Raw genomic sequence first — 26,644 nt, 5'->3', positions numbered from 1 at the left:
TTTCTCCGTTGCGTAATCAACTTGGAGGATAAGCCGACAGGGCTTTTTCCACCGCTTCGCGAATGGCATCGGTGTGCTCACTCTGATTGCCGCGCTGGCTGGTTTCGGCGCTGGCGCTCCATACCGGCTGACCACTGCGGGCATCGAACAGATCCACCCGCACCACCACGACCTGCTCCTGATACGTGCGCACCATCGGCACCGAGTGGTACATGCCATAGCCGGGACCATAGCGGTCATGACGGCTGTAGCCGCCGTAGTAACCGGAATCATAGTCCTCCCGAACCTGGCGCACGCGAGTCTCCAGGCGCAGATCGGCGCTAACGAACAGATCGGCCGGCCGGTTATCGTGTAATGGGCGCAGGCCACGCTGGTCCAGGGCATTGCTCACCGCTTCAGCCACCTGGGCTGAGTCCGCCCAGGCGGTACCCGCTGGCAGACGGCCGTTGAGCCAGGCCCAACTGCGATAGCGCCCGTAATCACGGGGCGGCGCCGGGTAGGCACTGCGGTCGAACACCGTGGCTGCCTCGGGCGGTGCCGGCGGCAGCGGGTTAGATGTGGCGACATACGGGTTGCTGGCCTGGCAGGCCGCCAGCCCCAGGCACAGCACCAACAACCCTGAACGACCTTTCATTTAGCGCTCCGATTGCTCTTTCAGATCAGAGGGGACGGCAGATCCAGTGCAGATAACGTCCCAACCCGGCAAACGCCGGATGGCGACGATGGGCCAGCTCCATTTCCAGCAACTGCGCAAGCTCGACGCGGCCCTGGAACTCCACCGGCATGTAGTCATGGAAAACCCGCACGCCACTCTGGGTTTCGACCTGCCACAAGCCTTCAAGTTGCGCCGCCAATTCCCGCGGATCAAGGGGTTGTTGTGGTGTCAGGCTCTGTTTTTCACCAGCCATGTCGTTCTTGCGCAATTTGCGGAAATGCCCCTTGAGCAGATTGCGATAGACCAGCGCGTCGCGGTTGTAGAACGCCAGGGACAGCCAACCACCCGGGACCGTGAGTTGATGCAGCACCGGCAGGATCGCGTGGGGCTCGGCCAGCCACTCCAGCACCGCATGACACAACACCAGGTCGTAAGGCGCAGTGAGCTGACCGAGCAATTCCTGCCACGGCGCCTGGATGAACGTGGCGCTCTGGCCGGCATCGGCAAACCGTTGGCGGGCGCCTTCGAGCATCGGCTCGGCCGGCTCGGCCAGGGTCACCTGATGGCCGCGCTCGGCCAACCACAACGACATGTGGCCCAGGCCGGCGCCGATATCCAGCACCCGCAACGGGCGATCCGGCAAGGTCTCAAGCAGATCGGCCTGCAGCACCGCCAGACGGATCGCGCCCTTGGCCCCGCCGTAGATTTTTTCCGCAAAGCGCGTGGCGAGTTGATCGAAATGACGGTCGCTCATTGGCCGAACCGCCGCTCGCTGTCGGCCAGTTTGCTGCGTACCACCGCGTCCATGTCCAACCCCAGTTCACTGCACAGCAGCAATAGGTACAACACGATGTCGCCGACTTCCTGCCCGGCGTGGGCCAGTTTGTCCGCGGGCAGCTGGCGCGACTGGTCCTCGGTCAGCCACTGGAAAATCTCCACCAGTTCGGCCATTTCCACGCTGGCGGCCATGGCGAGGTTTTTCGGGCTGTGGAATGGCCGCCAATCGTTACGGTCACGAATGGAGTGCAGGCGTTCGGTCAGTTCAACAAGGTTCATCGGGCTCTCCTGAATGCGCATAGCTTCGGGGGGATGACCGGGGAAGGCAAGAGTCTCGGTACGAAGCGGCGGTTTGCCCCATAATCGAACGATTGCGGCCCGCGCAGCTCCTACAATCAGAAGCCAAAGGCTCAACGTCCCCCCTCTCATCAGGATGCATACATGCAGGTAGAAAGCTTTTTCGAATGGCTCGGCCAGGCGCTCGGTTCGGTGATCCGTTTCATCGTCGACCTGCTCAGCGGCCTGTTCAACACCCTGGCCAATGCCGGCGGCAACTTCGTCGATGGCCTGGCCCGCACCCTGGGCATGGACACCTCGATCATCAGCATCCTGGCACTGATCCTCGGGTTGATGCTGCTGTACTCGGCGATCCGCGCGTTCATGCGGGCGTCGATCGTCATGGGGATTATTTGGTTGGTGCTGGGGTTGTGGGTGTTGAGTTGGATTATTCACTAGGGCCGAGAGCGCTGTGTGGGAGCAAAGCTTGCTCGCGAGACAGACGCCTCGGCTCCCTGGAAGACCGCGTCATCTTCATCGCGGGCAAGCCTTGCTCCCACGGAGTTGAGATCCTTCCCACGCTCCGCGTCCTAAAGCCGAACGCAGAGCGTCCTTAGAGGTATTCCCACGCAGGAGCGTGGGAACGATCAGTATCCGCCCTGGAACCCGCTACAATCGCGCTCCATCAAGGAGCCCTCATGTCCAACCTGATCACCGATTGGCGCGACCGCCTCACCCATCGACGGGTCTGGGCGTTGGCTGCGCCGATGATTCTCTCGAACATTTCCGTGCCGCTGGTGGCGTTGGTGGACAGCACCGTCATCGGCCATTTGCCCCATGCCCACCAGTTGGGCGCGGTGGCGGTCGGGGCGAGTTTGTATACGGTGTTGGCGTGGGCCATGGGGTTCCTGCGCATGGGCTCCACCGGGTTCGCCGCCCAGGCTGCCGGACGCGGGGACGGGGCGGCGTTGCGCCAGGTGTTACTGCAAGGCCTGTTGCTGGCGATGGGGTTGTCGATAGTGCTCGGGGCGGTCGGTGTGCCGTTGAGTGGCGTGGCCTTGCATTTCATGCAGCCGTCCGCCGAACTCAACCAACTGACCCAAGACTTCTTCCATACCCGGCTCTTCGGCCTGCCGGCGGCGCTGGCCAGTTATGCGCTGGTGGGCTGGTTCCTAGGTGCCCAGAATGCCCGGGCACCGTTGGCGATCTTGCTCGTGACCAACTTGGTGAACATTGCCCTGAACCTGTGGTTCGTGATTGGTCTGGACTGGGGTGTGACCGGATCGGCCCGGGCGTCGGTCGTCGCCGAGTGGACCGGGGCGCTGGTCGGCCTGGCCCTGGCTCACAAAACGCTGCGGGCCTGGCCGGGGCGGATTGCCTGGGCGGCGTTGGGGCTGTGGCAAAACTGGCGCCCGCTGCTGGCGGTAAACCGGGACATTTTCATTCGCAGTCTGGCGTTGCAAGCGGTGTTTTTCCTGATCACGGTGCAAGGCGCGCGCCTGGGGGATGCCACCGTGGCAGCCAATGCCCTGCTGCTCAACGGCCTGCTGCTGACCGCCCATGCCTTGGACGGCCTGGCCCACGCTGTCGAAGCACTGTGCGGCCACGCCATTGGCGCCCGCGACCGCCTGGCCCTGCGCCGCTCGCTGGTGGTGGCCTGTGGCTGGTCACTGATTGCCAGCGTCGGTTTTGCCCTGCTGTTTCTGCTCGCCGGCCACCTGTTCATCGATATGCAGACCAACATCCCCGACGTGCGCGACACCGCCTATCGCTACTTGCCCTACCTGGCCGCGCTGCCACTGATTGCAGTCTGGAGCTATCTGCTTGACGGCCTGTTCATCGGCGCCACCCGCGCTCGGGAAATGCGCAACGGCATGCTGCTGACCCTGTTACTGGTGGTGCCGTTCGCCTGGGCGCTGCAAGGGTTGGGCAACCACGGGTTATGGATCACCTTCCTGTTGTTCATGGCATTGCGCAGCCTGACCCTCGGTGCTATCGCCTGGCACTTGCAGCGGCGTGACGACTGGCTCGCTGCTCACGCCCAATAACGTTTCAATCCGGACTGTCCCGCCACAACCGTCGCAGATGATCGAGCCGCTCGCGTTGCGAACCGCCCGGCAGCCCCGACACTGGCTGGGCGTCGGGGTATTGCAGGCGCAGCCACAGCCAGTCGTCGAGCACCGGCCGTTCGGTGAAGCCCAGCGTCAAGCCCTGCTGCAAGTCTCCCCAGAGCAGGCGGTAATCCCGCCCCGTGGAGCAAGACCATTGCCAGGCATGACGCTCCAGCAGGCATTGCTGCAACTGACGCTGCTGCCGGTCACTGAGGCTGTGCTCGTTCTCCAGCGCCTGCACCGGTAAACCGGGATTGGACAATTGCTGCCAGCCCTGGCTGCCGATCGCCCGGTCGGCCCAGGTGCCGCCGAACCAGCGCAGCCACCCGATGGGCCCCAACCAGCAACTGAGCTCCCGCGGGTCGCAACCGTCGAAAAAGTAGCTGGCGGTGTGCGGGTTGTAGTAGTTCAACAAGGCTTTGTGATGCAGGCCCAGGGTCACCGTGAGCATACGCCGCAGATGCGCCAGCAATGGCGCGACTGGCGATGCGCTTACCAACAGCAGCCCCGGCCAGGCACCGGCATCCAGATGACACAGACCGGCCAGCGCCGGTGATTGCCGTAAATCCACCAGCAGCGGACCGTGTTCCCTCAGCCCATGCAACTCGGTGCCTTCGAACAAGGCAAAGCGTCGAGCCCCGGCAAACTGTTCTTGCAGAAGTCGTGCAGCCCCGGGAGCGCCCGGTACGTCGAGCAATAGCCATTGAGGCGAAGCTCCAGGCATGGCGGCAGCGTTCATGGGGCCGCGCCCGCGCCGCGCCGCGTCAGCATACGGCAGGTACATACCGGCTGAGCACAAGGGCTGAAGCTTCCTCCTCCCGGCAACAGGCACAATAACACCAGCGGCTCGGCGCTCTGGATCGCGGCCAACAGGAACGGATCGGCCACAGACTGCACGGGAGGTTCGCTCGACGATGACTCATCCGCTGTCTCTACGGCTGCAGGTACGTCGAGAAACGCACTGATCAACGGCCGATCCGGGTCGCCTTCGATAAAGCTCACCAACACCTCGGTGCCGTCACGGATGACGCCTGGCCCGTCAACGGCCAGCTCGGGCGCCAAGGGCAGCCAGCAATGACTGGGGCTGGCCCCCTCGCCCTGATAAACCCAGTCAAACTGCACCGCCACTCGCCCGGCCATTGGCACCGCTGGCTCATCCACCGTCACCACCCAACCCCGTTGCCGGCTGACCATGCGCGGCTTTGCAGGGATCCCGGTCGCCACGAACGGCGCCCCCCAGGGGATGGCTCGAAAATGGTTGTTATACACGCCGGCCTGAGCGCGATGCTCAATCTTCGTCAACAGCCAGCGCTGGTTCCAACCGTTGAAAGGATGGGCCGCCAACGACAGCGCCCGGCCACAATGCAGGCCCAGCAGATCGCTGCGGCCCTGGGCGACCTGCTCCCCCGATGCATCGGTTTGAACGCTGAAGGCCCTCACCCCGGGCGTCTGCCCATCGCCCGCGTAAACCGCCTCGCCGACAGGGGGAAAACTGCCTGTACTGTCCGCAAATACCAGGCAATGCCTGTCCCGAGCCTGCTCGAAATGGAAGTGGATGCCCGCCTGGGCGCACACCCGCTGGAGAAACTGCAAGTCCGACTCCCGATACTGGGTGCAGAAGTCCTGCAGCGGATAGTCACCGCTCAAATCCAGACACAGGCTGCGGCCACTGATGCCATGGGCCTTGAGCACCTGGCGGATGATCTGCGGCACCGAACGGGCATTGAACACACGCTGACTGAAGCGCTGCGCCAGGCAAGCCAGCTTCGGCCCGATACGCACCTGGCAGCTGGCGTCATGACGCAGTTGTACAAGCTCGTGGAGCTGACCATGAATGCCCCGGCCCGCAGCCCCGAAACTCAACCAGACGCTGCGGTACAACAAGCCCGCCAAGTCCAGGGTCGGATCGTTGATCAACAACTGCGCTTCATAGACAAAGGGTTCGCTGATGGCTTCGCTACCCGTGAAGGCCACGACGACAAAGGGTTCGGGCAGACCGGCTATCTCCAGACGAAATGCTGGCTCGCGGGCTGGATCGGACATCGGCGTTTCTCTACAGGAGGGGCGGCCGGGGATTCTCGCTGAGAGCCATGGCCGAGTAGAGGGCCCAAGTACAAGTTAGGAAAGGGACTACACGAAATAAGGACATCGCCGGTTAGATGAACCGAGTTGCGGAATGAACAGCCGGCACAAATAAAAACGCCCTCCGGGATTGTCCGAAAAAACCCGCAAAATACGGTGTATTTTCTGACAGCCCCGGAGGGCGTTAACGGCCCATCAGGAAGACAGGTAGGACGAACGCGTCAGCCCCAGGCGCAACGCATCCAGGAACTGGGTGCGTTCGGCGGCGCTGATGCGGGCACTGGCGCACTTGTCGCGGTAGTGCGTCATCAACTCCTCCGGCGACAGGTGCACATAACGCAGCATGTCTTCGATGGTGTCGTGGGTTTCGATACCGGCGTGGTAAACGCTGCCATCGGCGTTCTGGTAGATGTTCACCGAATCGGTGTCACCGAACAGGTTGTGCATGTCGCCAAGAATTTCCTGATAGGCGCCCACCAGGAAGATCCCCAGCAGGTAGTCCTCACCCGGATTGAGGGAGTGGACCGGCAGGCTGGTCTCGATGCTCTGCTCGTCGACGTACTGCTTGATCTTGCCGTCGGAGTCACAGGTCAGGTCTTGCAGCACGGCGCGGCGCAGCGGCTCTTCGTCAAGACGATGCAACGGCAGGATCGGCAGCACCTGGCCGATGGCCCAGGTGTCCGGCAGGCTCTGGAACACCGAGAAGTTGCAGATGTACTTGTCGGCGAGCTTGTCGTTGAGTTCATCCAGCACCTGGCGATGGGAACGCTGGCGAGCTTTCAACGAGTTGTGCAGGCGACGGCACACGGCGAAGTAGCATTGCTCGGCCAGGGCTTTTTCAGCCAGGGTCAGCTTGCCGTCGGCGTACTGGGTGGCCACGTCGCTCATGTAGTGGGTGGCGCGCCAGTAGGTCTCGGTGACCATCTCGATGTCGGTCGGGCCCAGCAGGTCAACCAGCCACTGCACGGTTTCCGGCAGGCTTTCCTTGTTTTCGATCACCGGCACGTCATCGTTGTGTTTCTCGACGTCGGTCACCTGCACCACCAGCATGGCGTGGTGGGCGGTCAGCGAGCGGCCGCTTTCGGAGAAGATGTGCGGATGCGGCAAACTCTGGGCATCGCAGAACTCCTTGAGCATGCCGACCACGACACCGGCGTAATCGTCCATGTCGTAGTTGATCGAGCTGGCATTGCGCGAGTGGGTACCGTCGTAGTCCACGCCCAGGCCACCGCCGACATCGATGTGATCCACCGGCAGGCCGAGGTTGCGCAGCTCACCGTAGTAACGGATCGCTTCCTTGAAACCGTGCTGGTAGTCCGCCAGGTTGGCGATCTGCGAACCCATGTGGAAGTGCAGCAGGCGGATACCCTGGTCCAGGCCGGCGGCGCGGAAGCGCTCTACCACCGACAGCAGTTGTGCGGCAGACAAGCCGAACTTGGACTTCTCGCCACCGGTGTCGGCCCACTTGCTCGACGCCAGGGACGACAGGCGCACCCGCAGGCCAACCTGTGGCTTGACCTTGAGCACGGCGGCCTCTTCGATCACCAGGCCGACTTCGGACTCTTTCTCGATGACGATGAAGACGTTGTGACCCAGCTTCTGGCCCATCAGCGCCAGGCGGATGAACTCACGGTCCTTGTAGCCGTTGCAGACGATGGTGCCACCCTTCGGTGCCAGGGCCAGCACCGCCAGCAACTCCGGCTTGGAGCCGGCTTCCAGGCCGATGGAGACGTTCTGGGTGGCGATGATGTTTTCGATCACCGCTTCCTGCTGGTTGACCTTGATCGGATAGAGCGCGGTGTACTGGCTCTGGTATTCCAGGCGCGCGATGTTGCTGTCAAACGCGCCGGTGAGCTGGCGCACACGGTCCTGCAGGATGTCGGGAAAGCGCACCAGCAAGGGCAGCGACAGGCCGCTCTGGCGCAGCTGGTCGACTTGCTCGAACAGGTCGATGGGCGAGCTGTCGGGGCCGTTGGGACGGACTTCGACGCGACCGGCGTCATTGATCGCGAAATACCCGGCCCCCCAATGGCGAATCCCGTAAACACTGCGGCTGTCCGCAACTGTCCATTGGCTGCCATCGTCTTTGCGTGTGCGTCGTACGGACATCGAAGTCCCCTATAAAGAAGTCAAAATGCACCATCCGGTCGGAGGCTGGCGCAGTCTAAAGAGTGAAAATGACGAATTGTCTGTCAGCAAGGTAGACCCTGCTCGCAGCGCTGAGTTTAGAAGCCCGTTCAGAACAGGCTCTGTGAAAACCATGTAGGCGACGCCGAACGTTGGGTTCGGATCAAGCCGAGGGTGGTTTTCACAGAGGCTGCTAGCCGCCGGATTTTTTCGCCTTGAAACCGTGCTTGGTCAGTTCCGCCAGCAACAGCTCGACGTGATCGCCCTGGATCTCGATGATGCCGTCTTTCAACGCGCCACCGGTGCCACAGCGTTTCTTCAACGTGGTGGCCAGTTCCTTGAGCGCGTCTTCGGCCAACGGCACGCCGGTGATCGTGGTCACCGTCTTGCCGCCGCGGCCTTTGCTTTCACGGCGCACGCGAGCGATGCCATCACCTTCAGGGATGGCGGTCTGTTTGCAGATGCAGGCATCCACCGGTTGACGGCAATCAGGGCAGTGACGACCGGCGTCGGTAGAAAATACCAGGCCGCCCAGGGCGGCGAAGGATGCGGCTTTTTTGGCCACCGGCAATCCTCTTGGGAGGACAAAGACTGGTCGAGGGGGAGAACGTACCTCGGCCGCGAAGCCCCACTCAGGCAGGGGCAGCGCTACTGGACCGCAGAGGCGATTCAGCTTGAAAAGTCGCGCAGTGTAACGGCAAAAAGCCGACTTGCTAAGGGCCAATCGGCGCCAATTTATAGCTTCTTTGCGACGCCATCGCCATGGACGCGCAAATAACGTTCCAGCGCCGCCAGCGAGTCCGGGCAGTAAGGCTTGCGCTGGATTTCATCGAGCACTTGGTCGACGGCCAGGAAACGCGCCTCGAGAACTTCCTCAGGTTGCAGGATCAGCGGACCGTCCCACACGGCCGAGAACGCCGAGCACCACAGGCGGCTGCCGGTGTCTTCGAAATAGAAATGGTCATGGGCCGTCAGCTCCACGCCGCTCACGCCCAGCTCCTCCGCCAGCTCACGGGCGGCCGACTCGGCGTAGGTCTCGTGCGCCTGGACCATGCCTCCTGCCGCCACGTCCCAGAAACCCGGGTAGATCGCCTTGCTCAAAGTCCGCCGGTGAACGCACAGCTCACCGGCCGAGTTGAACAGCAGGATGTAGGTGCCGCGGCCGATCAGGCCGCGCTCACGCAGATCGGAACGCACCAGGCTGCCGAGCGGGTTGTCGTGTTCGTCGACCCAAGCGATCAGCTCGGCATCCGAGGCCGCCCGATGAGCGACCTCCCGGCTGCTTTCGTCCATGGAATCAGCCCTGGTTCAGCAATTGCCGCAAGTCGATCACCGCCGCGTTGGCGCGGGAGATGTAGTTGGCCATCACCAGCGAGTGGTTCGCCAATACACCGAAGCCGCTGCCGTTGAGAATCATCGGGCTCCAGACCGGCTCCTGGGAGGCTTCCAGCTCACGAATGATCTGCCGCACGCTGACCGTTGCATTCTTTTTCGCCAGCACATCGGCGAAATCCACTTCGATGGCGCGCAGCAAGTGCGACAGCGCCCAGGCCTGGCCGCGGGCCTCATAGAACACGTTATCGATTTGCAGCCACGGGGTTTCGACCACCTCTTCATCTACCTGCGGCACTTGGCCCGGAATCGGGACTTCGGTTTTCAGCGAGGTATTGAGCTTGACCCGGCCGACACTGGCCGACAGGCGTTGGGACAGCGATCCCAGGCGAGTGCCGACATCACCCAGCCAGTTGTTCAGGTTGTCGGCGCGGGCGTAGAACAAGGCATTTTTCTGGGTCGGGTCGGACAGCCGGGCCTGATAGCGGCTCAGGGAATTGATACCCTCCTGGTATTCCGACTCGCTGGAGGGCAACACCCAGCTGCGGTTATCGAAGTTGAAACGCGGCTCGGCCTTGGCCAGGTCGGCGTCTTCGGCGGACTGGGACTGGGAACGGGCGAAGTCCTTGCGCAAGGCGCGGCTCAGGTCGCGAACCTGCACCAGCACGCCGTATTCCCAGCTCGGCATGTTGTCCATCCACAGGCCTGGCGGGAAGCGGTCGTTGGAAATGTAGCCGCCGGGCTTGTTCAGCAGAGTCCCGGCCACGGTCTTGAGGGTTTCGACGGTGGTGTAGCCCACCACCATTTGCCGGCCGTCCTTCTCGGCCGCCGCCTGGGCATTTTGCTGCACCGGGAACAGGGCGGGTTCCTGGCTCCAGTACCAGCCGACGGCAATGGTCACCAGCAGGTACAGGCCGATCAGCGTGGCCAGTGCCCGGCTGAAAAACAGCCCACCCAGGTAGCCGCGGGTAGCCGATTTCGGTTCGGCGGCACGTTCAGGCGCGCTGCCCGCGCGGTTTTTCCAGTCCAGCATGGCGATGTCCCTTCAAATCACTTGAGTTCACGGTTCGACCACAACCCTACGCCATCGTGCCTGATTTGAAACGCGATAATGCGGCGCAAATCATGCCGGCCACGACAGGGCAATCGATCTGCCACTATAAAGGAAGCGCCGTCATCGGCCTACGAGACTGATGGGTCATAAACTGAATTTCGCCCCTAGACATAATATTGACGTATGACACTCATGACGGGGAGAAAGAGGTGCTAGCATAGAGCCACCAGTCGATCTCAGCATGCACCCTAACTAGTAGTCAGGATATGACCGAGCCAGAAGACCCCAGCCGTGAGCGCCTCAAGCACCACTTTGCCCAGCGGGTAATTCATCAGGCTCGTCAGATCCTGGAGATCTGGCAGCGCCTGCAACGCAGTGAATGGTCCAGCACCGACCTGTCGGAACTCAGCGAAGCCAATCTGCGCCTGCTGCGTTTTGCCGAGCGTTTCGAACAGCCGGAACACTCCCAGCTTGCCGAAGGCATCAGCCAGTCACTGCAAGCAGTGGACGCCAATCGCGGGCGCCTGAGCAGCCACCTGATCACCGAAATCAACCGCTTGATGCAGCGCCTGTCCCGCACCGGCCTGCGCCACGGCGACCAGCTCGAACAAACCTTTCTGCCGCCGCTGCGCAAACCCATCTACGTAATGCTGCAGGACCATGACCGCGCTGAACGGCTGGCCAAGCAGCTGGAATTCTTTGGCCTCAGCGCCCTGGCCCTGGACAGCGTCGCAGCGTTTCGCACCTCGATGGTCGAGCGCCTGCCCGCGGCCATTGTCATGGACGTGGACTTCAGCGGCCCAGGCATCGGCCTGAAACTGGCCGCCGAAGCCCAGGAAGGCCTGGAGCAGCCGCTGCCGTTGCTGTTCTTCAGCCTGCTGGAAACCGACACCCCGACACGCCTGGCGGCCGTGCGCGCTGGCGGCCAGGAATTTCTCACCGGCACCCTCGAAGCCTCAAGCCTGCTGGAAAAAATCGAAGTGCTGACCTGCGTCGCCCAGTACGAACCCTACAAAGTGCTGATCATCGACGACTCCCGCGCCCAGGCCCTGCACACCGAACGCCTGCTCAACAGCGCCGGCATCGTCACCCGCACGTTGATCGAGCCGATCCAGGCCATGGCCGAGCTGGCGGACTTCCAGCCCGACCTGATCATCCTCGACATGTACATGCCCGCCTGCACCGGCACGGAACTGGCGAAGGTCATTCGCCACAACGACCGTTACGTCAGTGTGCCGATCATTTACCTGTCCGCCGAAGACGACCTGGACAAACAGCTCGACGCCATGAGCGAAGGCGGCGATGACTTCCTGACCAAACCGATCAAGCCCCGACACCTGATCACCACCGTGCGCAACCGTGCGGCGCGGGCCCGTAATCTCAAGGCACGGATGGTACGCGACAGCCTCACCGGGCTGTACAATCACACTCATATCCTGCAATTGCTCGAAGATTGCAGCTTCCGGGCTCGTCGCGAAGGCAAGCCCCTGAGCTTTGCGATGCTGGACATCGACCATTTCAAACGGGTCAATGACAGCCACGGCCACCCCATGGGCGACCGGGTGATCAAGAGTCTGGCGCTGTTTCTCAAGCAGCGTCTGCGCAAGACCGACTTTATCGGCCGCTACGGCGGTGAAGAGTTCGCCATCGTCATGCCCGATACCGATATCGATGCCGCCTGCAAGGTGCTCGATGAAATCCGCCAACGCTTTGCCGAAATCCATTATCCGGCTCAGCCCCAAGACTTGTGGTGCACCTTCAGCGCCGGCGTGGTGGAGATGAGCGACGACTCCGACAGCCTGATGATGGCCAGCCAGGCGGACGAAGCGCTGTACCGCGCCAAGCACGCAGGACGCAACCGCGTGCAGAGCGCCCGGCAATCAAAGCAAAGTGCCACCTTTTCATCAGAATCCACTGACTCGGTCATAAACCTGTAACGCAAACGCAATAACTTCAGGCACTTACGATTCTGCCCCTGGTAGACCTTTGATGCGCCTGAAGCTGCTGACCAATCTCAACACCCTCCTTTTAGTCGCCGTGTGCCTTGGCTTGGGCGCCACGCTGTGGTGGTCGCAAATCGCCCTGGAGCGCCCCTATCTTCTGATGGAACGTTACCTGGGCCTGTCGCGGCAGTTCCAGGGCGAGGTGGCGCGCAATATCGGGGCGTACCTGGACAGCGGCGACGCCTTGCGCCTGAGCGCTGCCACCCAGGCTTTGGAGACCCTGCAAAAAGACCTGGATCAATTCCCGCCGGAACTGGCCAAGACCCTGCGCCCGAGCCTGTCGAACCTTGACGGCTTCAGCAAGACCGATCTGCTGGCCGCCGGCAAACTGGCGGGCGATCCGCAGGCCTTGCTGCTTCAGGCTGAACGTGAACTGAGCGCCAGTCTCGACCAGCTCGCCCAATATGCCAATGCTGCCCCCGCTTACTTGCCCCCGCTGTTCGCCGCATCACAACACCTGGGCCGGTTGTCCCTGGCCCGGGACAAACTGGTCAGCAGCGGTCGCAGCGAACTGGCCGCCGACGTCGAACGGGAGCTGGCGAGCATCCGCGCGCAGGCCGAACGCCTCGATAGTCTGCCGCTACTGGGCGTGACAGCCAGCAGCGAATCCGGCAGTGATGATTTCGCCGCGCTGATGGGCCTGGAGGCCCAGGAAAAAGCCGCTGCCGAAGATGCCGGCATCGCCCTCAAGCGCGAACTCAATAGCCTGCTCAGCCGCTACCCCGCCGAACTGGGACGCACCCGCGAGCTGATCCAGAAGCGCAGTGAACTGAGCAGCGCCACCCACTTGAAAATCGCCGATGTACAACAGGCAATCGATGCCATGGAGCCTGCGGTTCGTGCTCAACATGGGCAGATTCAAGGAGAGGTTCGCGTGATCCAGGGCGTGATGATCGGCCTGATCCTGCTGATCGCGCTGCTGATCGACACCTTGCAGCGGCGCCTGGCCCGGACCTTGACGCAACTGGCACCGGCCCTGTCGACCTGGGCCGAAGGGGATTTCAGCCGCGACATCCATGTGGGCGCCAGCAATCGCGAGTTGCAGGACATCGAAGCGTCGCTCAATCGGCTGCGGGCTTATCTGGTGGACCTGGTGGGGACCATTCGCGTCAACGCCGAGCAGGTCGCCGGCAGCAGCCGAACCCTGGCCGAGTTAAGCGGCGAGCTGCACAGCGGTGCCGAGCACCAGGCCGGCGACACGGCGTTGATCCGCGACTCCCTCAGCGAACTGGAAGCGACCATCCAGCAAGTCGCCGGCGATGCCAGCCAGGCCGCCGACGCCAGCCGCAGCGCCGGACATGCCGTGGAGCAAGGCCAGAAGGTCATTGGCCTGAGCCTCACCGGTCTGCACGCGCTGGTGGGGGAAGTGCAAGGCAACGCGCAGATGATCGAACAACTGGCGGAGGAGTCCGCCACCATCGGCGGCGTGCTGACCGTGATTCGTTCGATTGCCGACCAAACCAACCTGCTGGCCCTCAACGCCGCTATCGAAGCCGCTCGCGCCGGAGAAATGGGCCGCGGCTTTGCCGTGGTGGCCGAGGAAGTCCGCTCCCTGGCCCAACGCACCGCCGGGGCCACGGCCGAAATCCAAACGCTGATCGCCCGCCTGCAACTGGCCGCACGCCAATCGGTGGATGGCATGCGCGCCCAGGTCGAACACGCCGAAGCCACCGCCAGCCAGGCACAAGCTGCCGACGGTGCGCTGGATAAAATCGTCGGGGCCATCCAGACCATTTCCGACACCGCAGTGCGCATCGCCGATGTCACCGCCCAACAAAGCGGTGCCGTCAGCGAAATCCGTGATCACAGCGAGCGGATTCACCAACTGGGTGGGGATAACCTGCTACGCATCGGCCAAGGCCGGGAACAGGGCGACAACCTGCTGGTGCTGGGTGGGCGGCTGCACACGGCGGTGCAGGCGTTCAGGGTTTAAGCACCACAGATCCATGGTGGGAGCGGGCTTGCTCGCGAAAGCGGTGGGTCAGTTTGCATCGGTGTTGGATGTACCGCCGCCTTCGCGAGCAAGCCCGCTCCCACAGGGTTCGATTTCAAACCGTATGACCGGATCAGAGACCTCGGTCACAAATTTCGCGCAAACATCGGTCATCGTGCTGGCTATTGCAGAGAACTGGACAGTCACAAAGACTTTGCGGCATAGTCGCCGGGTTCTGACACCTGCTCACAGATAACAAGGAACAGCAGATGGCGACCCTATTGGTCCTGCACGGACCCAACCTGAACCTGCTGGGCACCCGCGAACCGGGCGTCTACGGGGCCGTGACACTGGCCCAGATCAACCAGGACCTGGAGCAGCGAGCCCGCGCCGCCGGCCATCATTTGCTCTACCTGCAAAGCAACGCCGAATATGAATTGATCGACCGCATCCATGCCGCGCGCGGCGAAGGCGTGGACTTCATTTTGATCAATCCCGCAGCTTTTACGCACACAAGTGTCGCATTACGTGACGCGCTGCTGGCGGTGAGCATCCCATTCATCGAAGTGCATTTGTCCAACGTGCACAAACGCGAACCTTTCCGCCATCACTCTTACTTCTCCGATGTAGCGGTGGGAGTGATCTGCGGCCTTGGCGCCAGCGGTTACCGACTGGCCCTGGAGGCCGCTCTAGAGCAGCTTGAAAAACAGGCAACAGCTTGAACAACAAGCGTTAAACGCCCCTGACCGACCCTTGGGAGTTGATGATTCATGGATATCCGTAAAGTTAAGAAACTGATCGAATTGCTGGAAGAGTCCGGCATCGACGAGCTCGAGATCAAGGAAGGCGAAGAGTCCGTACGCATCAGCCGCCACAGCAAGACCCCGGCCCAGCAGTTCTATGCACCGGCACCGATGCACGCACCGGCCGCCGCCCCTGCTCCGGCAGCAGCGCCCGTTGCCGCCGCCGCTCCGGCAGCTCCGGCAGCACCAGCGCTCAACGGCACCGTGGCTCGCTCGCCAATGGTGGGCACGTTCTATCGCAAGTCCTCGCCGTCCTCGCCGTCCTTCGTTGAAGTCGGCCAGACCGTGAAGAAAGGCGACACCCTGTGCATCGTCGAAGCCATGAAGATGATGAACCACATCGAAGCTGAAACCAGCGGTGTGATCGAATCCATCCTCGTTGAAGACGGCCAGCCGGTTGAGTACGACCAACCGCTGTTCACCATCGTTTGAACCGCGGAGAGCTTTCGATGTTGAAACCTGCGAAGTTGGAAAAAGTACTGATCGCCAACCGCGGTGAAATTGCCCTGCGGATCCTGCGTGCCTGCAAAGAGATGGGCATCAAGACCGTCGCCGTTTACTCCAAGGCTGACAAGGAACTGATGCACCTGGGCCTGGCCGACGAATCCGTCTGCATCGGTCCGGCGTCGGCTGCGCACTCCTACCTGCACATCCCGGCGATCATCGCCGCTGCCGAAGTGACCGGCGCCACCGCCATTCACCCGGGCTACGGTTTCCTGGCGGAAAACGCCGACTTCGCCGAACAGGTCGAAAACTCCGGTTTTGCCTTCATTGGCCCGAAAGCCGACACCATCCGCCTGATGGGCGACAAGGTGTCGGCCAAGCACGCCATGATCGCTGCCGGTGTGCCTACCGTTCCGGGTTCCGACGGCCCGCTGCCTGAAGACGAAGAAACCGCCCTGCGCATCGGTCGCGAAGTCGGTTATCCGGTGATCATCAAGGCCGCTGGCGGCGGCGGTGGTCGCGGCATGCGTGTGGTGCACAAGGAAGAAGACCTGATTTCCTCGGCGAAACTGACCCGCTCCGAAGCTGGCGCGGCGTTCGGCAACCCGATGGTCTACCTGGAAAAATTCCTGACCAACCCACGCCACGTCGAAGTCCAGGTGCTGTCCGACGGCCAGGGCCAGGCCATCCATCTGGGTGACCGCGATTGCTCGCTGCAACGTCGTCACCAGAAGGTCCTCGAAGAAGCGCCGGCACCGGGCATCGACGAGCAGGCTCGCGAAGAAGTCCTGGCACGCTGCGTCAAGGCCTGCATCGACATCGGCTACCGCGGCGCCGGTACCTTCGAGTTCCTGTACGAGAACGGTCGTTTCTACTTCATCGAAATGAACACCCGAGTTCAGGTGGAGCACCCGGTTTCGGAAATGGTCACCGGTATCGACATCGTCAAGGAGATGCTCAGCATCGCCGCTGGCAACAAGCTGTCGTTCACCCAGGACGATGTGGTTATCCGCGGTCACTCGCTGGAATGCCGGATCAACGCCGAAGACCCGAAAACCTTCATGCCAAGCCCAGGCACGGTCAAGCATTTCCATGCCCCGGGCGGCAATGGCGTACGTGTCGACTCGCACCTGTACAGCGGCTATGCGGTTCCGCCGAACTACGATTCGTTGATCGGCAAGCTGATCACCTACGGGGCGACCCGCGAAGAAGCCATGGCGCGCATGCGTAATGCGCTGGACGAAATCGTCGTGGACGGGATCAAGACCAACATCCCGCTGCACCGCGACCTGGTCCGTGACGAAGGCTTCTGCAAAGGCGGCGTCAACATCCATTACCTGGAACACAAGCTGGGCAACCAGCACTGATGTTTCAAGTGATGTAAAAGAGACCCCGGTCATTGGCCGGGGTCTTTTTTTGCCAGTCTTTCAGACACGCGAATGAATCAACTCAGCGCCACGGTAGGGAACGCGTGCGCTTCGATCTGCGCCGCCGTCGCCGGCCTGCCCTGCGGGGTGTGAACCGCACCATTGGCATTGGCTACCAGTGGTTCGCTGCGCAAGCGCGTCATGAACCCACGGGCACGCACCGACACCGGATCAGAACTCTTTTTCGCCCTCGCCAGCACTGGGATGTAGTAGCGCTCAACCTGACTCTGTGAGGTCTTGAATACCGAGGTGACCCCACTGCGCAGATCCAGTGACACGCCGTAGGTATTCCCGAAGCAGGAAGAATACGACCAATGATCCCAGGTAGGCTGCAGCCCCTTGCGCCTCATCGCCGATCTCACCCGCCCGCCAATATCGGCCCCCGTCAACCAGTCTCCCCCCACTAGAGTGGCGCGGATATCCTTGGCGGCCCCTCCCAGGCGCTGCGTCACATCACGAACACTGCGCTCGATCAGCGCGCGGATATTGTGATCGAAATGAATGACAGCCCCCACCCTGGTGGTCGGGTTGTACAACGAAGCGATCACACAGGTCTGCGCGTTCAACGAGAACAGATAATTGTCCGCCGCCGCTTCGCTGAACCTCGCCACCACCGCCTCGCCTTGCAACGCGCCTCGCGCCACATCCGGGAAGATATGCCCGGGAAACGCCTCCCGCAGATCGCTCACTCGCCCCAGGTTGCGTACGTCATCATTGCCGCCGCTCATGCCGACGGTTTTACGTGCCCATTTGCCATTCGCCATCCGGTACACGGGCGGTTTGTAAAACGCGCCGGGCCGACGGGCATCCACCAGGCACAAACCATCGAAATAGATATCCCCCCTTACCTGGTAGTACCGGCCTTTATGCCGTATGTAGAAGGCATTTCGCGGCTGCGTTGCGCTGGACGGGCTGAGATAGGTGCCCTGGAAAGCCCCCTCGGTCACCCGCTGCAAATTCTTGGGCGGTTTCCTGACCGCTTGTTTCGGATTGAAACGGATGGGTTGGATCAGCGGCCCGGCTTCCCTGGCGGCGACCGATGGCACATGCCTCAAGCGCTGGGCGGCCAGTGACATCGGCCTCACGGCGAGCTTCAGGCTCCTGACAGCCTGTCCCAGCAATGGGGCCATGCTCGTTGCCCCCAGCATGCCGAACAGTGCCCCCCAAGTCGCTTGCAGCCAATGGCCGAGCGCCCGATCCGTGTCGCCCTGCACATGCGCCTCGATCGCCTGCCTGGAACTGAGGGCAATAAAACCGGCATCCAGCAGCAGGGCAAAGGGCGGATAAACCATGCACACGGGAGCGGAGGCAAAGAGCAGCCCCTTGATCACCTGATGCCTGATCACCTCGCCGCGACTGTTGGTGACGTCCTCCACGTCAGTGACAGCGCGTTCGATGTAGGCATCGAACTCCGCCGAGATATCCATCACCCGATTGAACTCGCGCACCGCATCGAGGCCGACGCTCGTTGCCGCCAACCCCATCAGCGAGCTCCTGGCGGCGGCACGGGCACCGACTGCCACGCGCTCCAGCACGTAATCACGCAGGCGTGCGGCGACCGCCCCGGGGAAGTCCTGGTATTGGCGAAACATGACGCCATCCGGAGCGTCGGGGGTGTACAGCCAATAGGCCCCCTTGGGATCAAAGTAGGCAAAGACATAGACACCCAATACGAGATGGCCGCCGACGGTAAACCTGAACACGCCTTCGCGCTGTGCGACGGCCGCTGAACTCACTGCACCGTTCACAGGCATCGACTCACTCAGGAGCGTGATTTGCCGAGTGAGCCACCAGAACTCACGAGCGTTCAGCAAGGACTTGCCCGTCGCGACACGCAGGTCGCGGTCCATTCTGGTCAGCAACAGGTTGCGATAGGCCGTGCGTCGCTTGGTGTATTCGGGAGCATTGGCATCGAGAAACCGGGCGCGAACCTGGCGCGCATACTGCTCGCCCACGTAAGCCCGTCGAATGTAGGTCGCCAGCTCCGCACTGCGGACCTGCCCCAGGTCCTGCCCAACCGATGAGCGCACGCCCTTCCTGGGGTTGTCGATGCCCCAATTGTCGTCATACCCATGGATGGCAAGTTCCAGCAGGCTGGCGACCTTCGTCTTGCCATCCGCCAGCCCCGGGCTGTAGTCGATGAGCACCGTTGCGGGGTCGACCACTTCCTGCACACCCGTGCTGCGCATGTACGGCGCGATGGCTTGGCTGACAGTACGCTTGGCGAAATCCACAAAGACTTCATAGCCCGCAAGCTGCTCGTTGAAGACCTGCTGATGAACCCGAAACTCCTGGCTCAAACTGCTGATGATGCGCCGGGAGTCAAGCGGCAGGGCGGCGTACCACCGAGGCGATTCGTCCTGCTCCACCTGCGCCAGGTTGTTGGCCAAGCCCATGGCAACGGACGCTTCGAGGCAGGCCTTGAAGGCAGTCGTCGTGGCCCTGGGATCTTTGTTCAGATCCCATGCCGTCGGCTTGTCCGCCACGGCGGCAAAGTACTCCCGGGCCACATCACGCTCGGCCACAGAGAGTTGCTGCAGCAGGTATTGGCGACCCGCTTCACGTTCAATCCATGCACCTATTTGCGCACTCACGGCCCGAAGCGAGGGCAACTCGATCCACTCCTGGCCATCAGGCTTGCCGGGGGCGTACAGCAACAGCTCGCTGAGCTCACCCGACCGGTCTTCGCGGTAGAACAACAGCAGGTCGGAACACTTCAGCTCGTTTGGAAGGGCAAGGCAGGACACACGCCAAACGGTGACCGATCGTCCCGAGGCCTCAGGTTCCCACAGGGCTTTCAGAGCCTCGTGGTGAGGCGCCTGCAAATGACCTGCACAACGAGCGATAAACGCGCTTTGCTCCAGTCGCGCCACGAACCAATCGAGCATGGCGTCTTTCAGATCCGGGCGTTCATATTGACTGAGCAATGCCGACAAGTACCCGGCAGGGGCATCCACATCCGCCAGCAGTTGGGTAATGAAGGCTGGCGAAAGTGGCTGGTTACGCAACATGCCGCCGTTTTCCACCAGGAATACCGACACGCTGTCCGGCCTTACCGGCCCTGCTGCCAGCAGCTCGCTCAGGCTGTGGACTTGCACCGGCTGGTCAATGATGGAGCGCCACTGCAATTGCACGCGAATGCTGTCGGGCTCGACCTCCATGTCCAGTTCGCGCCGGACATAGTCCTTGGCCAAGTGCCGGGCGAACGCACGCAACGAACCCAGGCCATCGAGCAGTTCATCCACCAGCACCTGAGCTTGCGAGGTCTGCTCCTGAAAAGCCCTCAACCTTTTATGTTCAGCTTTGCTCAGCCCCCGCAACCAATCAGGCAATTGCAACCGGGTTAGCGCCTTGAGATTCTGGCGCTCGCCAGCGGTTGCCAAGGCGGCCAATTGATTTGTCCGACGCCAGGAATCCTGGAGTTTTTCGATGTTTTCCCGTAACCCGTCGACATCCATGCCGAGCAACTGGTCAGGCTGGAACAGCCTGTCGATCGCGACCCTATGCTCGCCGAGCTTTTGTCTGATCAGCTCCTCAAGCGCAGCGTCGCCCTCTGTCATTTGCCAATGGCGGCGTAGATAGTCCTTGTAGTGCTGGATAAACCCCGCGGCGGTTCCCTCCACCGCCTGGGCGATAACCTCCCGGCGCTCGACCGGGAACCCCAGGTCAGCACCGTCCGGCCAGCGATAGGGCGCATTCTGTTCTTCGTCAGTGACCACAGGCTTGTGGTCGATCATGCGTTGCAACACCGTGTCGAGCAGGGTGCCAATGAAGTGCGGGTCAATGTTGCCCTGGTAATAGTGAGTGCGCAGCTCGACCAACACATACTCTTCGAGCACCTCCAGCAAGCTCATCTGGGTTTGCAGTCGCGCCTCGATAGCCGCCTGCCACCGGGACAATTTCTCCAAAGTTGCCTGTACCGTTGCCACCTGCGGGGAAGCTACCGGCCCCGCGCCGTTCACGTTTGTTTGCCGCTCGGCCGTGTTGTCCATCACATTCCTCCCTGTTGTGTGGACCCGCACCTTATCCGCCCGACAACACGGCCATGCCATACATATATATATCGAAACACCAACCCCGCCGGCACAGACTCACTTATCCACTTTGACCGCGACCTGGCGTACACTGCGCGCCTTTGCAGCCCTGCGCTGCCCCCTGTAGATTTTTTCCAAAGGTGCCCGCCATGCCTTGGCTGCAAGTACGTCTGGCCATCAGCCCGGAACAAGCCGAAACCTACGAAGACGCGTTTCTTGAAGTAGGCGCGGTATCGGTGACCTTCATGGACGCCGAAGACCAGCCGATCTTCGAGCCGGAGCTCAATACCACGCCGCTGTGGTCCCACACCCACCTGCTGGCCCTGTTCGAAGGCGGCACCGAGGCCGCCAGCGTGCTGGCCCATCTTGAGCTGCTGACCGGCAGCCCGCTGCCCGAGCATCACAGCGAAGTGATCGAAGACCAGGACTGGGAACGCAGCTGGATGGACAACTTCCAGCCGATGCGCTTCGGCCAGCGCCTGTGGATCGTACCGAGCTGGCACGCGGCGCCAGAGCCCGAGGCCGTGAACCTGCTGCTGGACCCGGGCCTGGCGTTCGGCACCGGCACGCATCCGACCACCGCGCTGTGCCTGGAATGGCTCGACGGCCAGGACCTGAAGGGCTGCAACGTCCTCGATTTCGGCTGCGGCTCGGGGATCCTGGCGATTGCCGCGCTGCTGCTGGGCGCCAAAGAGGCGGTCGGTACCGACATCGACGTCCAGGCCCTGGAAGCATCCCGCGACAACGCCGGACGCAACAACATTGCCGAAGCACTGTTCCCGCTATACCTGCCGCAGGACTTGCCACAAGTCCAGGCCGACGTATTGGTGGCCAATATCCTGGCCGGCCCGCTGGTGTCCCTGGCGCCGCAATTGTCCAGCCTGGTCAAGCCGGGTGGGCGCCTGGCATTGTCGGGCATCCTCGCCGAGCAGGGCGAGGAAGTCGCCGCCGCCTATGCCACGGACTTTGCCCTGGACCCGATCGCCAATCGCGATGGCTGGGTGCGCATTACCGGACGTCGGCGCTAGAATGGCCGCCTGTATCAACCGGATTGCCGCATGACTGACAGCTTCGTCACCCAGTGTCCGCATTGCCACACCAGTTTTCGCGTCAACCATGGTCAATTGACCGTGGCCCGCGGAGTGGTTCGTTGCGGCTCGTGCCTGCAAGTGTTCAATGCCGCGCGGCAATTGCTGGAACAACGTACTGGCAAGGAAACCGTCAGCCCCCTGGCGCCGCCGATCAAGACGCCTGCCGCAGAAACGCCACCTCGGGCGATCAGCCAGAAACAATGGACCGCCGCCGAGCTCGACCTCGATGATCTGGACAAGGAACTGGCACGCCTGGAACGGCGTGACAAGCGGGCACCGGACACCTTCGGCCGACGCCGCGAAGACAACCTGAGCGCGCAACGCGACCACCTCTCGAACGAGCAGGAGCCGTGGTCCGATAGCCTGTACAGCGAAACCACTACCGAGCGCGCCGAAGCCGTCACCCTGACGCCCGTCGAGTCATTCGCACCCCATGAACCCGCCCGGCCACCGCGCACCGAGCCGTCGTTGTCCCTGGCACTGGAACCGCTGGAGCCGGATGACGAGCCTGTCACCCTGCTGCGCCTGGAACCAGACGACGAGCCCCACGAACATCTCGAACGCCTGTCTGCCACCGACGATCACGACGAGGAACCGGTGCCGCCGGTGCCGTTGCGCAAGACGCGCGAGCGCCATGAACCGGGAATACGCGCCGAGGCCCTCCACGACCTGGACGACGACCCGCTGCAACTGGACTGGCGCAAACGCCGCTCGCCCTGGGGTCGACGCTTGCTGTGGGGCCTGTTGATACTGCTCGCCAGCGCAGCCCTGGCCGGCCAGTACATTGCCTACCATTTCGAAGAACTGGCCCGCCAGGACCAGTACCGCCCATGGTTCCTGCAAATCTGCCCGACCATCGGCTGCGACGTTCCGTCCAAGGTCGACATCGCCAAGATCAAGAGCAGCAACCTGGTGGTACGCAGCCATCCGGAGTTCAGCGGTGCCCTGGTGGTAGACGCGATCATCTACAACCGTGCGCCCTTCTCCCAGCCTTTTCCGCTGCTGGAGCTGCGTTTCGCCGACCTGAACGGGCACCTGATCGCCAGCCGCCGCTTCAAGCCCGGGGAATACCTGGGTGGCGATCTCGAAGGCCGCGGCGAAATGCCGCCGCAGACGCCCATCCACATCGCACTGGACATCCTGGACCCAGGACCTAAAGCGGTGAACTACAGCTTGAGCTTCCATTCGCCCGAGTGAAGCGGCCAGGGTCGGCCGATTGACGGCAGCTTTCTGACTGACCCCACCCGGACCAAACCGCTGGCGATAACAAAATAGCTGTTCAGATTTTATCCAATTCGACCTTTATCCAGTCATCGAGAGCGGGTATCATGCCAACCCTTTTTCGAAGTCTCATGATCCGGCCCCACTTCAGGGAAGTCCTATGTCGGCGGTACGCATCGGCCCATATACATTGCAGAACGGCCTGATTCTCGCCCCTATGGCGGGCGTCACCGACCAGCCCTTTCGTCAGCTGTGCAAACGACTGGGCGCAGGTCTGGTGGTTTCGGAAATGGTCACCAGCGACATGAGTTTGTGGAACACCCGCAAATCGCGTCTGCGCATGATCCACGAAGGTGATCCCGAGCCCCGCTCGGTACAGATCGCCGGTGGCGACGCCCAGATGCTGGCGGAGGCGGCCCGGGCCAATGTGGCACTGGGCGCGCAGATCATCGACATCAACATGGGCTGCCCGGCGAAGAAGGTCTGCAACAAGGCTGCCGGCTCCGCCCTGTTGAAAGATGAAACCCTGGTCACCGAGATCCTGCGGGCCGTCGTCGCCGCAGTCGATGTGCCGGTGACCCTGAAGATCCGCACCGGGTGGGACCGGGAGAACAAGAACGGCCTGACGGTGGCGAAGATTGCCGAACAGGCAGGTATCACGGCGTTGGCGGTCCATGGCCGCACCCGTGCCGACCTGTACACCGGTGAAGCCGAGTACGACACCATCGCCGCGATCAAGCAGGCGGTGTCGATCCCGGTCTTTGCCAACGGCGACATCGATTCGCCCGAGAAAGCCCGGTATGTGTTGGACGCGACCGGTGCCGACGGACTGTTGATTGGCCGGGCCGCCCAAGGGCGCCCATGGATTTTTCGTGAGATCGAACACTTTCTGCGCACCGGCGAAAAGCTCGCTGCGCCGCAGTTGTCCGAGGTGGAACGTATTCTGCTAGAGCATCTGGCCGCGCTGCATGCCTTCTACGGAGAAGTCATGGGTGTACGCATCGCTCGCAAGCATGTGGGCTGGTATCTCGCAACCCTGCCGGGCGCCAGGGAGTTTCGCGCCCGTTTCAATCGTTTGGATGGTACACAAGCACAATGCGCCGACGTTCAGGGGTTCTTCGCTGAGCGTTACAAGAGCCTGACAGGGGACGAAGGGGTGGCCGCATGACGATGATGACCGAGACTTTAGTGAGTGGAATAACACCCGTGAGCGACAACGTGAATTTGAAACAGCACCTCAACACGCCCAGCGAAGAAGGTCAGACCCTTCGCGGGAGTGTCGAGAAGGCGCTGCACAATTATTTCGCCCACCTTGAGGGCGCTGCCGTCACGGATGTGTACAACCTGGTGCTTTCCGAAGTCGAGGCACCTCTGCTCGAAAGCGTGATGAACTACGTCAAGGGCAACCAGACCAAGGCCAGTGAGCTGCTGGGCCTGAACCGCGGCACCCTGCGCAAGAAACTCAAGCAGTACGATCTGCTGTAAGCATTCAATCAAACCAGAAAGGCGCCCGCGTAAAAAACGGTCGCCTTTTTTGCTGACTTCCCTTGCTTTTGATGGAAATTGAAATGACCGACCAGACCACCCGCCTGCCGATCCGCCGCGCCTTGATCAGCGTCTCCGACAAGACCGGGATCCTCGAATTCGCCCGCGAGCTGCAACAGCTGGGCGTCGAGATTCTCTCCACCGGCGGGACTTTCAAGCTGCTGCAGGACAACGGCGTCGCCGCAGTGGAAGTCGCGGACTACACCGGTTTTGCAGAAATGATGGACGGTCGGGTCAAGACCCTGCACCCGAAAATCCACGGCGGGATCCTGGGTCGTCGCGGCATCGACGACGCCATCATGAACGAACACGGCATCAAGCCGATCGACCTGGTAGCCGTCAACCTCTACCCGTTCGAAGCCACCATCAACAAGCCAGGCTGCGACCTGCCGACCGCCATCGAGAACATCGACATCGGTGGCCCGACCATGGTCCGTTCGGCAGCCAAGAACCACAAAGACGTGGCCATCGTGGTCAACGCCAGCGACTACGCCAGCGTGCTGGACAACCTCAAGGCCGGCGGCCTGACCTACGCCCAGCGTTTCGACCTGATGCTCAAGGCCTTCGAACACACCGCCGCCTACGACGGCATGATCGCCAACTACATGGGCACAGTGAACCAGGCCGCTGAAACCCTGTCGACCGAAGGCCGCAGCGAATTCCCGCGCACCTTCAACACCCAGTTCATCAAGGCCCAGGAAATGCGCTACGGCGAGAACCCGCACCAGAGCGCGGCGTTCTACGTGGAAGCCAAGCCTGCCGAAGTCGGCATCGCCACCGCCACCCAACTGCAAGGCAAGGAACTGTCGTTCAATAACGTGGCCGACACCGACGCCGCGCTGGAATGCGTGAAGAGCTTCGTCAAGCCCGCCTGCGTGATCGTCAAGCACGCCAACCCATGCGGCGTGGCCGTGAGCCCGGACGCCGAGGGCGGCATCCGTCAAGCCTACGAACTGGCCTACGCCACCGACACCGAATCGGCCTTCGGCGGCATCATCGCCTTCAACCGTGAACTGGACGCCGCGACCGCCAAGGCTATCGTCGAGCGCCAATTCGTCGAAGTGATCATCGCCCCTTCGGTCAGCGAAGAAGCCCGCGCCATCGTCGCCGCCAAGGCCAACGTGCGCCTGCTGGCTTGCGGCCAATGGTCGGCCGACCGTGCACCGGCCTGGGACTACAAGCGTGTCAACGGCGGCCTGCTGGTACAGAGCCGTGACATCGGCATGATCGGTAGCGAAGACCTGAAAGTGGTGACCAAGCGCGCCCCGAGCGAACAGGAAATCAACGACCTGATCTTCGCCTGGAAAGTCGCCAAGTACGTCAAGTCCAACGCCATCGTCTACGCCAAGAACCGTCAGACCATCGGCGTCGGCGCCGGCCAGATGAGCCGCGTGAACTCGGCCCGCATCGCCGCGATCAAGGCCGAACACGCAGGCTTGCAGGTACAGGGCGCGGTCATGGCCTCCGATGCATTCTTCCCGTTCCGCGACGGCATCGACAACGCGGCCAAGGTCGGCATCACCGCGGTGATCCAGCCAGGTGGCTCGATGCGTGACGCTGAAGTGATTGCTGCGGCCGACGAGGCTGGCATCGCCATGGTCTTTACTGGCATGCGTCACTTCCGTCACTAACATCGATCAATGTGGGAGCTGGATTTGTGCGGGAGCAAGGCTTGCCCGCGATAGCATCACCTCGGTTCGCCTGATCAACCGAGTTGCCTGCGTCGCGG

At 62.1% G+C, this 26,644-nt stretch carries 22 protein-coding genes; 12 read left to right on the top strand and 10 right to left on the bottom strand.

What is annotated here, in order from left to right:
- Positions 1–16: 16 nt before the first annotated feature.
- Genes ACWNZ1_RS22265 through ACWNZ1_RS22255 form a run of 3 tightly spaced genes read right to left on the bottom strand, consistent with a single transcriptional unit; the run spans position 17 to position 1,711 of the window.
- On the bottom strand, positions 17–634 hold the full coding sequence (locus tag ACWNZ1_RS22265) for a DUF4136 domain-containing protein (RefSeq protein ID WP_256454185.1): 618 nt from the start codon (positions 632–634) through the stop codon (positions 17–19).
- Between the two features lie 25 nt (positions 635–659).
- Positions 660–1,409, bottom strand: a complete 750-nt coding sequence (locus ACWNZ1_RS22260; RefSeq protein ID WP_135843510.1) for a methyltransferase — start codon at positions 1,407–1,409, stop codon at positions 660–662.
- A complete protein-coding gene (locus tag ACWNZ1_RS22255; protein ID WP_265072650.1) occupies positions 1,406–1,711 on the bottom strand; it encodes a MazG-like family protein in 306 nt (101 codons plus the stop codon). The genes ACWNZ1_RS22260 and ACWNZ1_RS22255 overlap by 4 nt, the downstream gene beginning before the upstream one ends.
- Before the next feature lie 162 nt (positions 1,712–1,873).
- Here ACWNZ1_RS22255 and ACWNZ1_RS22250 point away from each other — a divergent pair, with 162 nt between their 5' ends.
- Together ACWNZ1_RS22250 and ACWNZ1_RS22245 are read left to right on the top strand one after the other, a co-directional pair.
- On the top strand, positions 1,874–2,167 hold the full coding sequence (locus ACWNZ1_RS22250) for a hypothetical protein (RefSeq protein WP_135843509.1): 294 nt from the start codon (positions 1,874–1,876) through the stop codon (positions 2,165–2,167).
- 239 nt (positions 2,168–2,406) lie between these two features.
- The gene (locus tag ACWNZ1_RS22245; protein WP_265072649.1) at positions 2,407–3,756 is read left to right on the top strand and encodes an MATE family efflux transporter; all 1,350 of its coding nucleotides are present in this window, start codon (positions 2,407–2,409) and stop codon (positions 3,754–3,756) included.
- A 4-nt stretch (positions 3,757–3,760) separates the two neighbouring features.
- Here the strand turns inward: ACWNZ1_RS22245 and ACWNZ1_RS22240 are convergent, their stop codons facing one another.
- The 6 genes from ACWNZ1_RS22240 to ACWNZ1_RS22215 form a co-directional block, all read right to left on the bottom strand.
- Positions 3,761–4,558 (bottom strand): DUF4123 domain-containing protein, encoded by a 798-nt coding sequence (locus ACWNZ1_RS22240; RefSeq protein ID WP_135843507.1) that lies wholly within the window; start codon positions 4,556–4,558, stop codon positions 3,761–3,763.
- Positions 4,555–5,862: a type VI secretion system Vgr family protein gene (locus ACWNZ1_RS22235; RefSeq protein WP_456027888.1), complete on the bottom strand. Its 1,308-nt coding sequence runs from the start codon at positions 5,860–5,862 to the stop codon at positions 4,555–4,557. The genes ACWNZ1_RS22240 and ACWNZ1_RS22235 overlap by 4 nt, the downstream gene beginning before the upstream one ends.
- 234 nt (positions 5,863–6,096) lie before the next feature.
- Positions 6,097–8,010: an arginine decarboxylase gene (gene speA / locus ACWNZ1_RS22230; RefSeq protein WP_135843505.1), complete on the bottom strand. Its 1,914-nt coding sequence runs from the start codon at positions 8,008–8,010 to the stop codon at positions 6,097–6,099.
- Positions 8,011–8,221: 211 nt separating this feature from the next.
- Positions 8,222–8,593, bottom strand: a complete 372-nt coding sequence (locus ACWNZ1_RS22225) for a translation initiation factor Sui1 (RefSeq protein ID WP_025211628.1) — start codon at positions 8,591–8,593, stop codon at positions 8,222–8,224.
- Positions 8,594–8,763: 170 nt separating this feature from the next.
- Positions 8,764–9,321: an NUDIX hydrolase gene (locus tag ACWNZ1_RS22220; protein WP_135843504.1), complete on the bottom strand. Its 558-nt coding sequence runs from the start codon at positions 9,319–9,321 to the stop codon at positions 8,764–8,766.
- Between the two features lie 4 nt (positions 9,322–9,325).
- Entirely contained in the window at positions 9,326–10,393 is a 1,068-nt protein-coding gene (locus ACWNZ1_RS22215; RefSeq protein WP_135843503.1) for a DUF2333 family protein, read from the bottom strand.
- 287 nt (positions 10,394–10,680) lie between these two features.
- Between ACWNZ1_RS22215 and gcbA the strand changes: the two genes are divergently transcribed.
- The 5 genes from gcbA (at position 10,681) to accC (ending at position 16,964) form a co-directional block, all read left to right on the top strand.
- Positions 10,681–12,351, top strand: a complete 1,671-nt coding sequence (gene gcbA / locus ACWNZ1_RS22210; RefSeq protein WP_135843502.1) for a diguanylate cyclase GcbA — start codon at positions 10,681–10,683, stop codon at positions 12,349–12,351.
- A 52-nt stretch (positions 12,352–12,403) separates the two neighbouring features.
- Entirely contained in the window at positions 12,404–14,350 is a 1,947-nt protein-coding gene (locus ACWNZ1_RS22205) for a methyl-accepting chemotaxis protein (RefSeq protein WP_135843501.1), read from the top strand.
- Between the two features lie 269 nt (positions 14,351–14,619).
- The gene (gene aroQ / locus ACWNZ1_RS22200) at positions 14,620–15,072 is read left to right on the top strand and encodes a type II 3-dehydroquinate dehydratase (protein WP_024781400.1); all 453 of its coding nucleotides are present in this window, start codon (positions 14,620–14,622) and stop codon (positions 15,070–15,072) included.
- Between the two features lie 48 nt (positions 15,073–15,120).
- Positions 15,121–15,585: an acetyl-CoA carboxylase biotin carboxyl carrier protein gene (gene accB / locus ACWNZ1_RS22195; RefSeq protein WP_003197423.1), complete on the top strand. Its 465-nt coding sequence runs from the start codon at positions 15,121–15,123 to the stop codon at positions 15,583–15,585.
- A gap of 17 nt (positions 15,586–15,602) precedes the next feature.
- Positions 15,603–16,964, top strand: coding sequence for an acetyl-CoA carboxylase biotin carboxylase subunit (accC, locus tag ACWNZ1_RS22190; RefSeq protein WP_135843500.1), 1,362 nt, complete (start codon positions 15,603–15,605; stop codon positions 16,962–16,964).
- 77 nt (positions 16,965–17,041) lie between these two features.
- Here the strand turns inward: accC and ACWNZ1_RS22185 are convergent, their stop codons facing one another.
- Complete coding sequence (locus ACWNZ1_RS22185) at positions 17,042–21,016, bottom strand: dermonecrotic toxin domain-containing protein (protein ID WP_456027887.1); 3,975 nt, start codon at positions 21,014–21,016, stop codon at positions 17,042–17,044.
- Positions 21,017–21,207: 191 nt separating this feature from the next.
- Between ACWNZ1_RS22185 and prmA the strand changes: the two genes are divergently transcribed.
- The 5 genes from prmA to purH all read left to right on the top strand — a co-directional run bounded on the left by prmA (position 21,208) and on the right by purH (position 26,546).
- A complete protein-coding gene (gene prmA / locus ACWNZ1_RS22180; protein ID WP_135843498.1) occupies positions 21,208–22,086 on the top strand; it encodes a 50S ribosomal protein L11 methyltransferase in 879 nt (292 codons plus the stop codon).
- A 30-nt stretch (positions 22,087–22,116) separates the two neighbouring features.
- Positions 22,117–23,346 carry a DUF3426 domain-containing protein gene (locus ACWNZ1_RS22175; RefSeq protein WP_135843497.1) on the top strand — a complete coding sequence of 410 codons (1,230 nt, stop codon included), beginning with the start codon at positions 22,117–22,119 and terminating at the stop codon, positions 23,344–23,346.
- A gap of 184 nt (positions 23,347–23,530) precedes the next feature.
- The gene (gene dusB, locus ACWNZ1_RS22170) at positions 23,531–24,538 is read left to right on the top strand and encodes a tRNA dihydrouridine synthase DusB (protein ID WP_135843496.1); all 1,008 of its coding nucleotides are present in this window, start codon (positions 23,531–23,533) and stop codon (positions 24,536–24,538) included.
- On the top strand, positions 24,535–24,855 hold the full coding sequence (gene fis, locus ACWNZ1_RS22165) for a DNA-binding transcriptional regulator Fis (protein ID WP_025211617.1): 321 nt from the start codon (positions 24,535–24,537) through the stop codon (positions 24,853–24,855). Before dusB ends, fis begins: the two co-directional genes overlap by 4 nt.
- Before the next feature lie 83 nt (positions 24,856–24,938).
- A complete protein-coding gene (gene purH / locus ACWNZ1_RS22160; RefSeq protein WP_135843495.1) occupies positions 24,939–26,546 on the top strand; it encodes a bifunctional phosphoribosylaminoimidazolecarboxamide formyltransferase/IMP cyclohydrolase in 1,608 nt (535 codons plus the stop codon).
- Positions 26,547–26,644: the final 98 nt, after the last annotated feature.

This window comes from Pseudomonas sp. CFBP 5748, from assembly GCF_053850495.1.
This window is presented reverse-complemented; position numbering and strand designations above follow the sequence as displayed.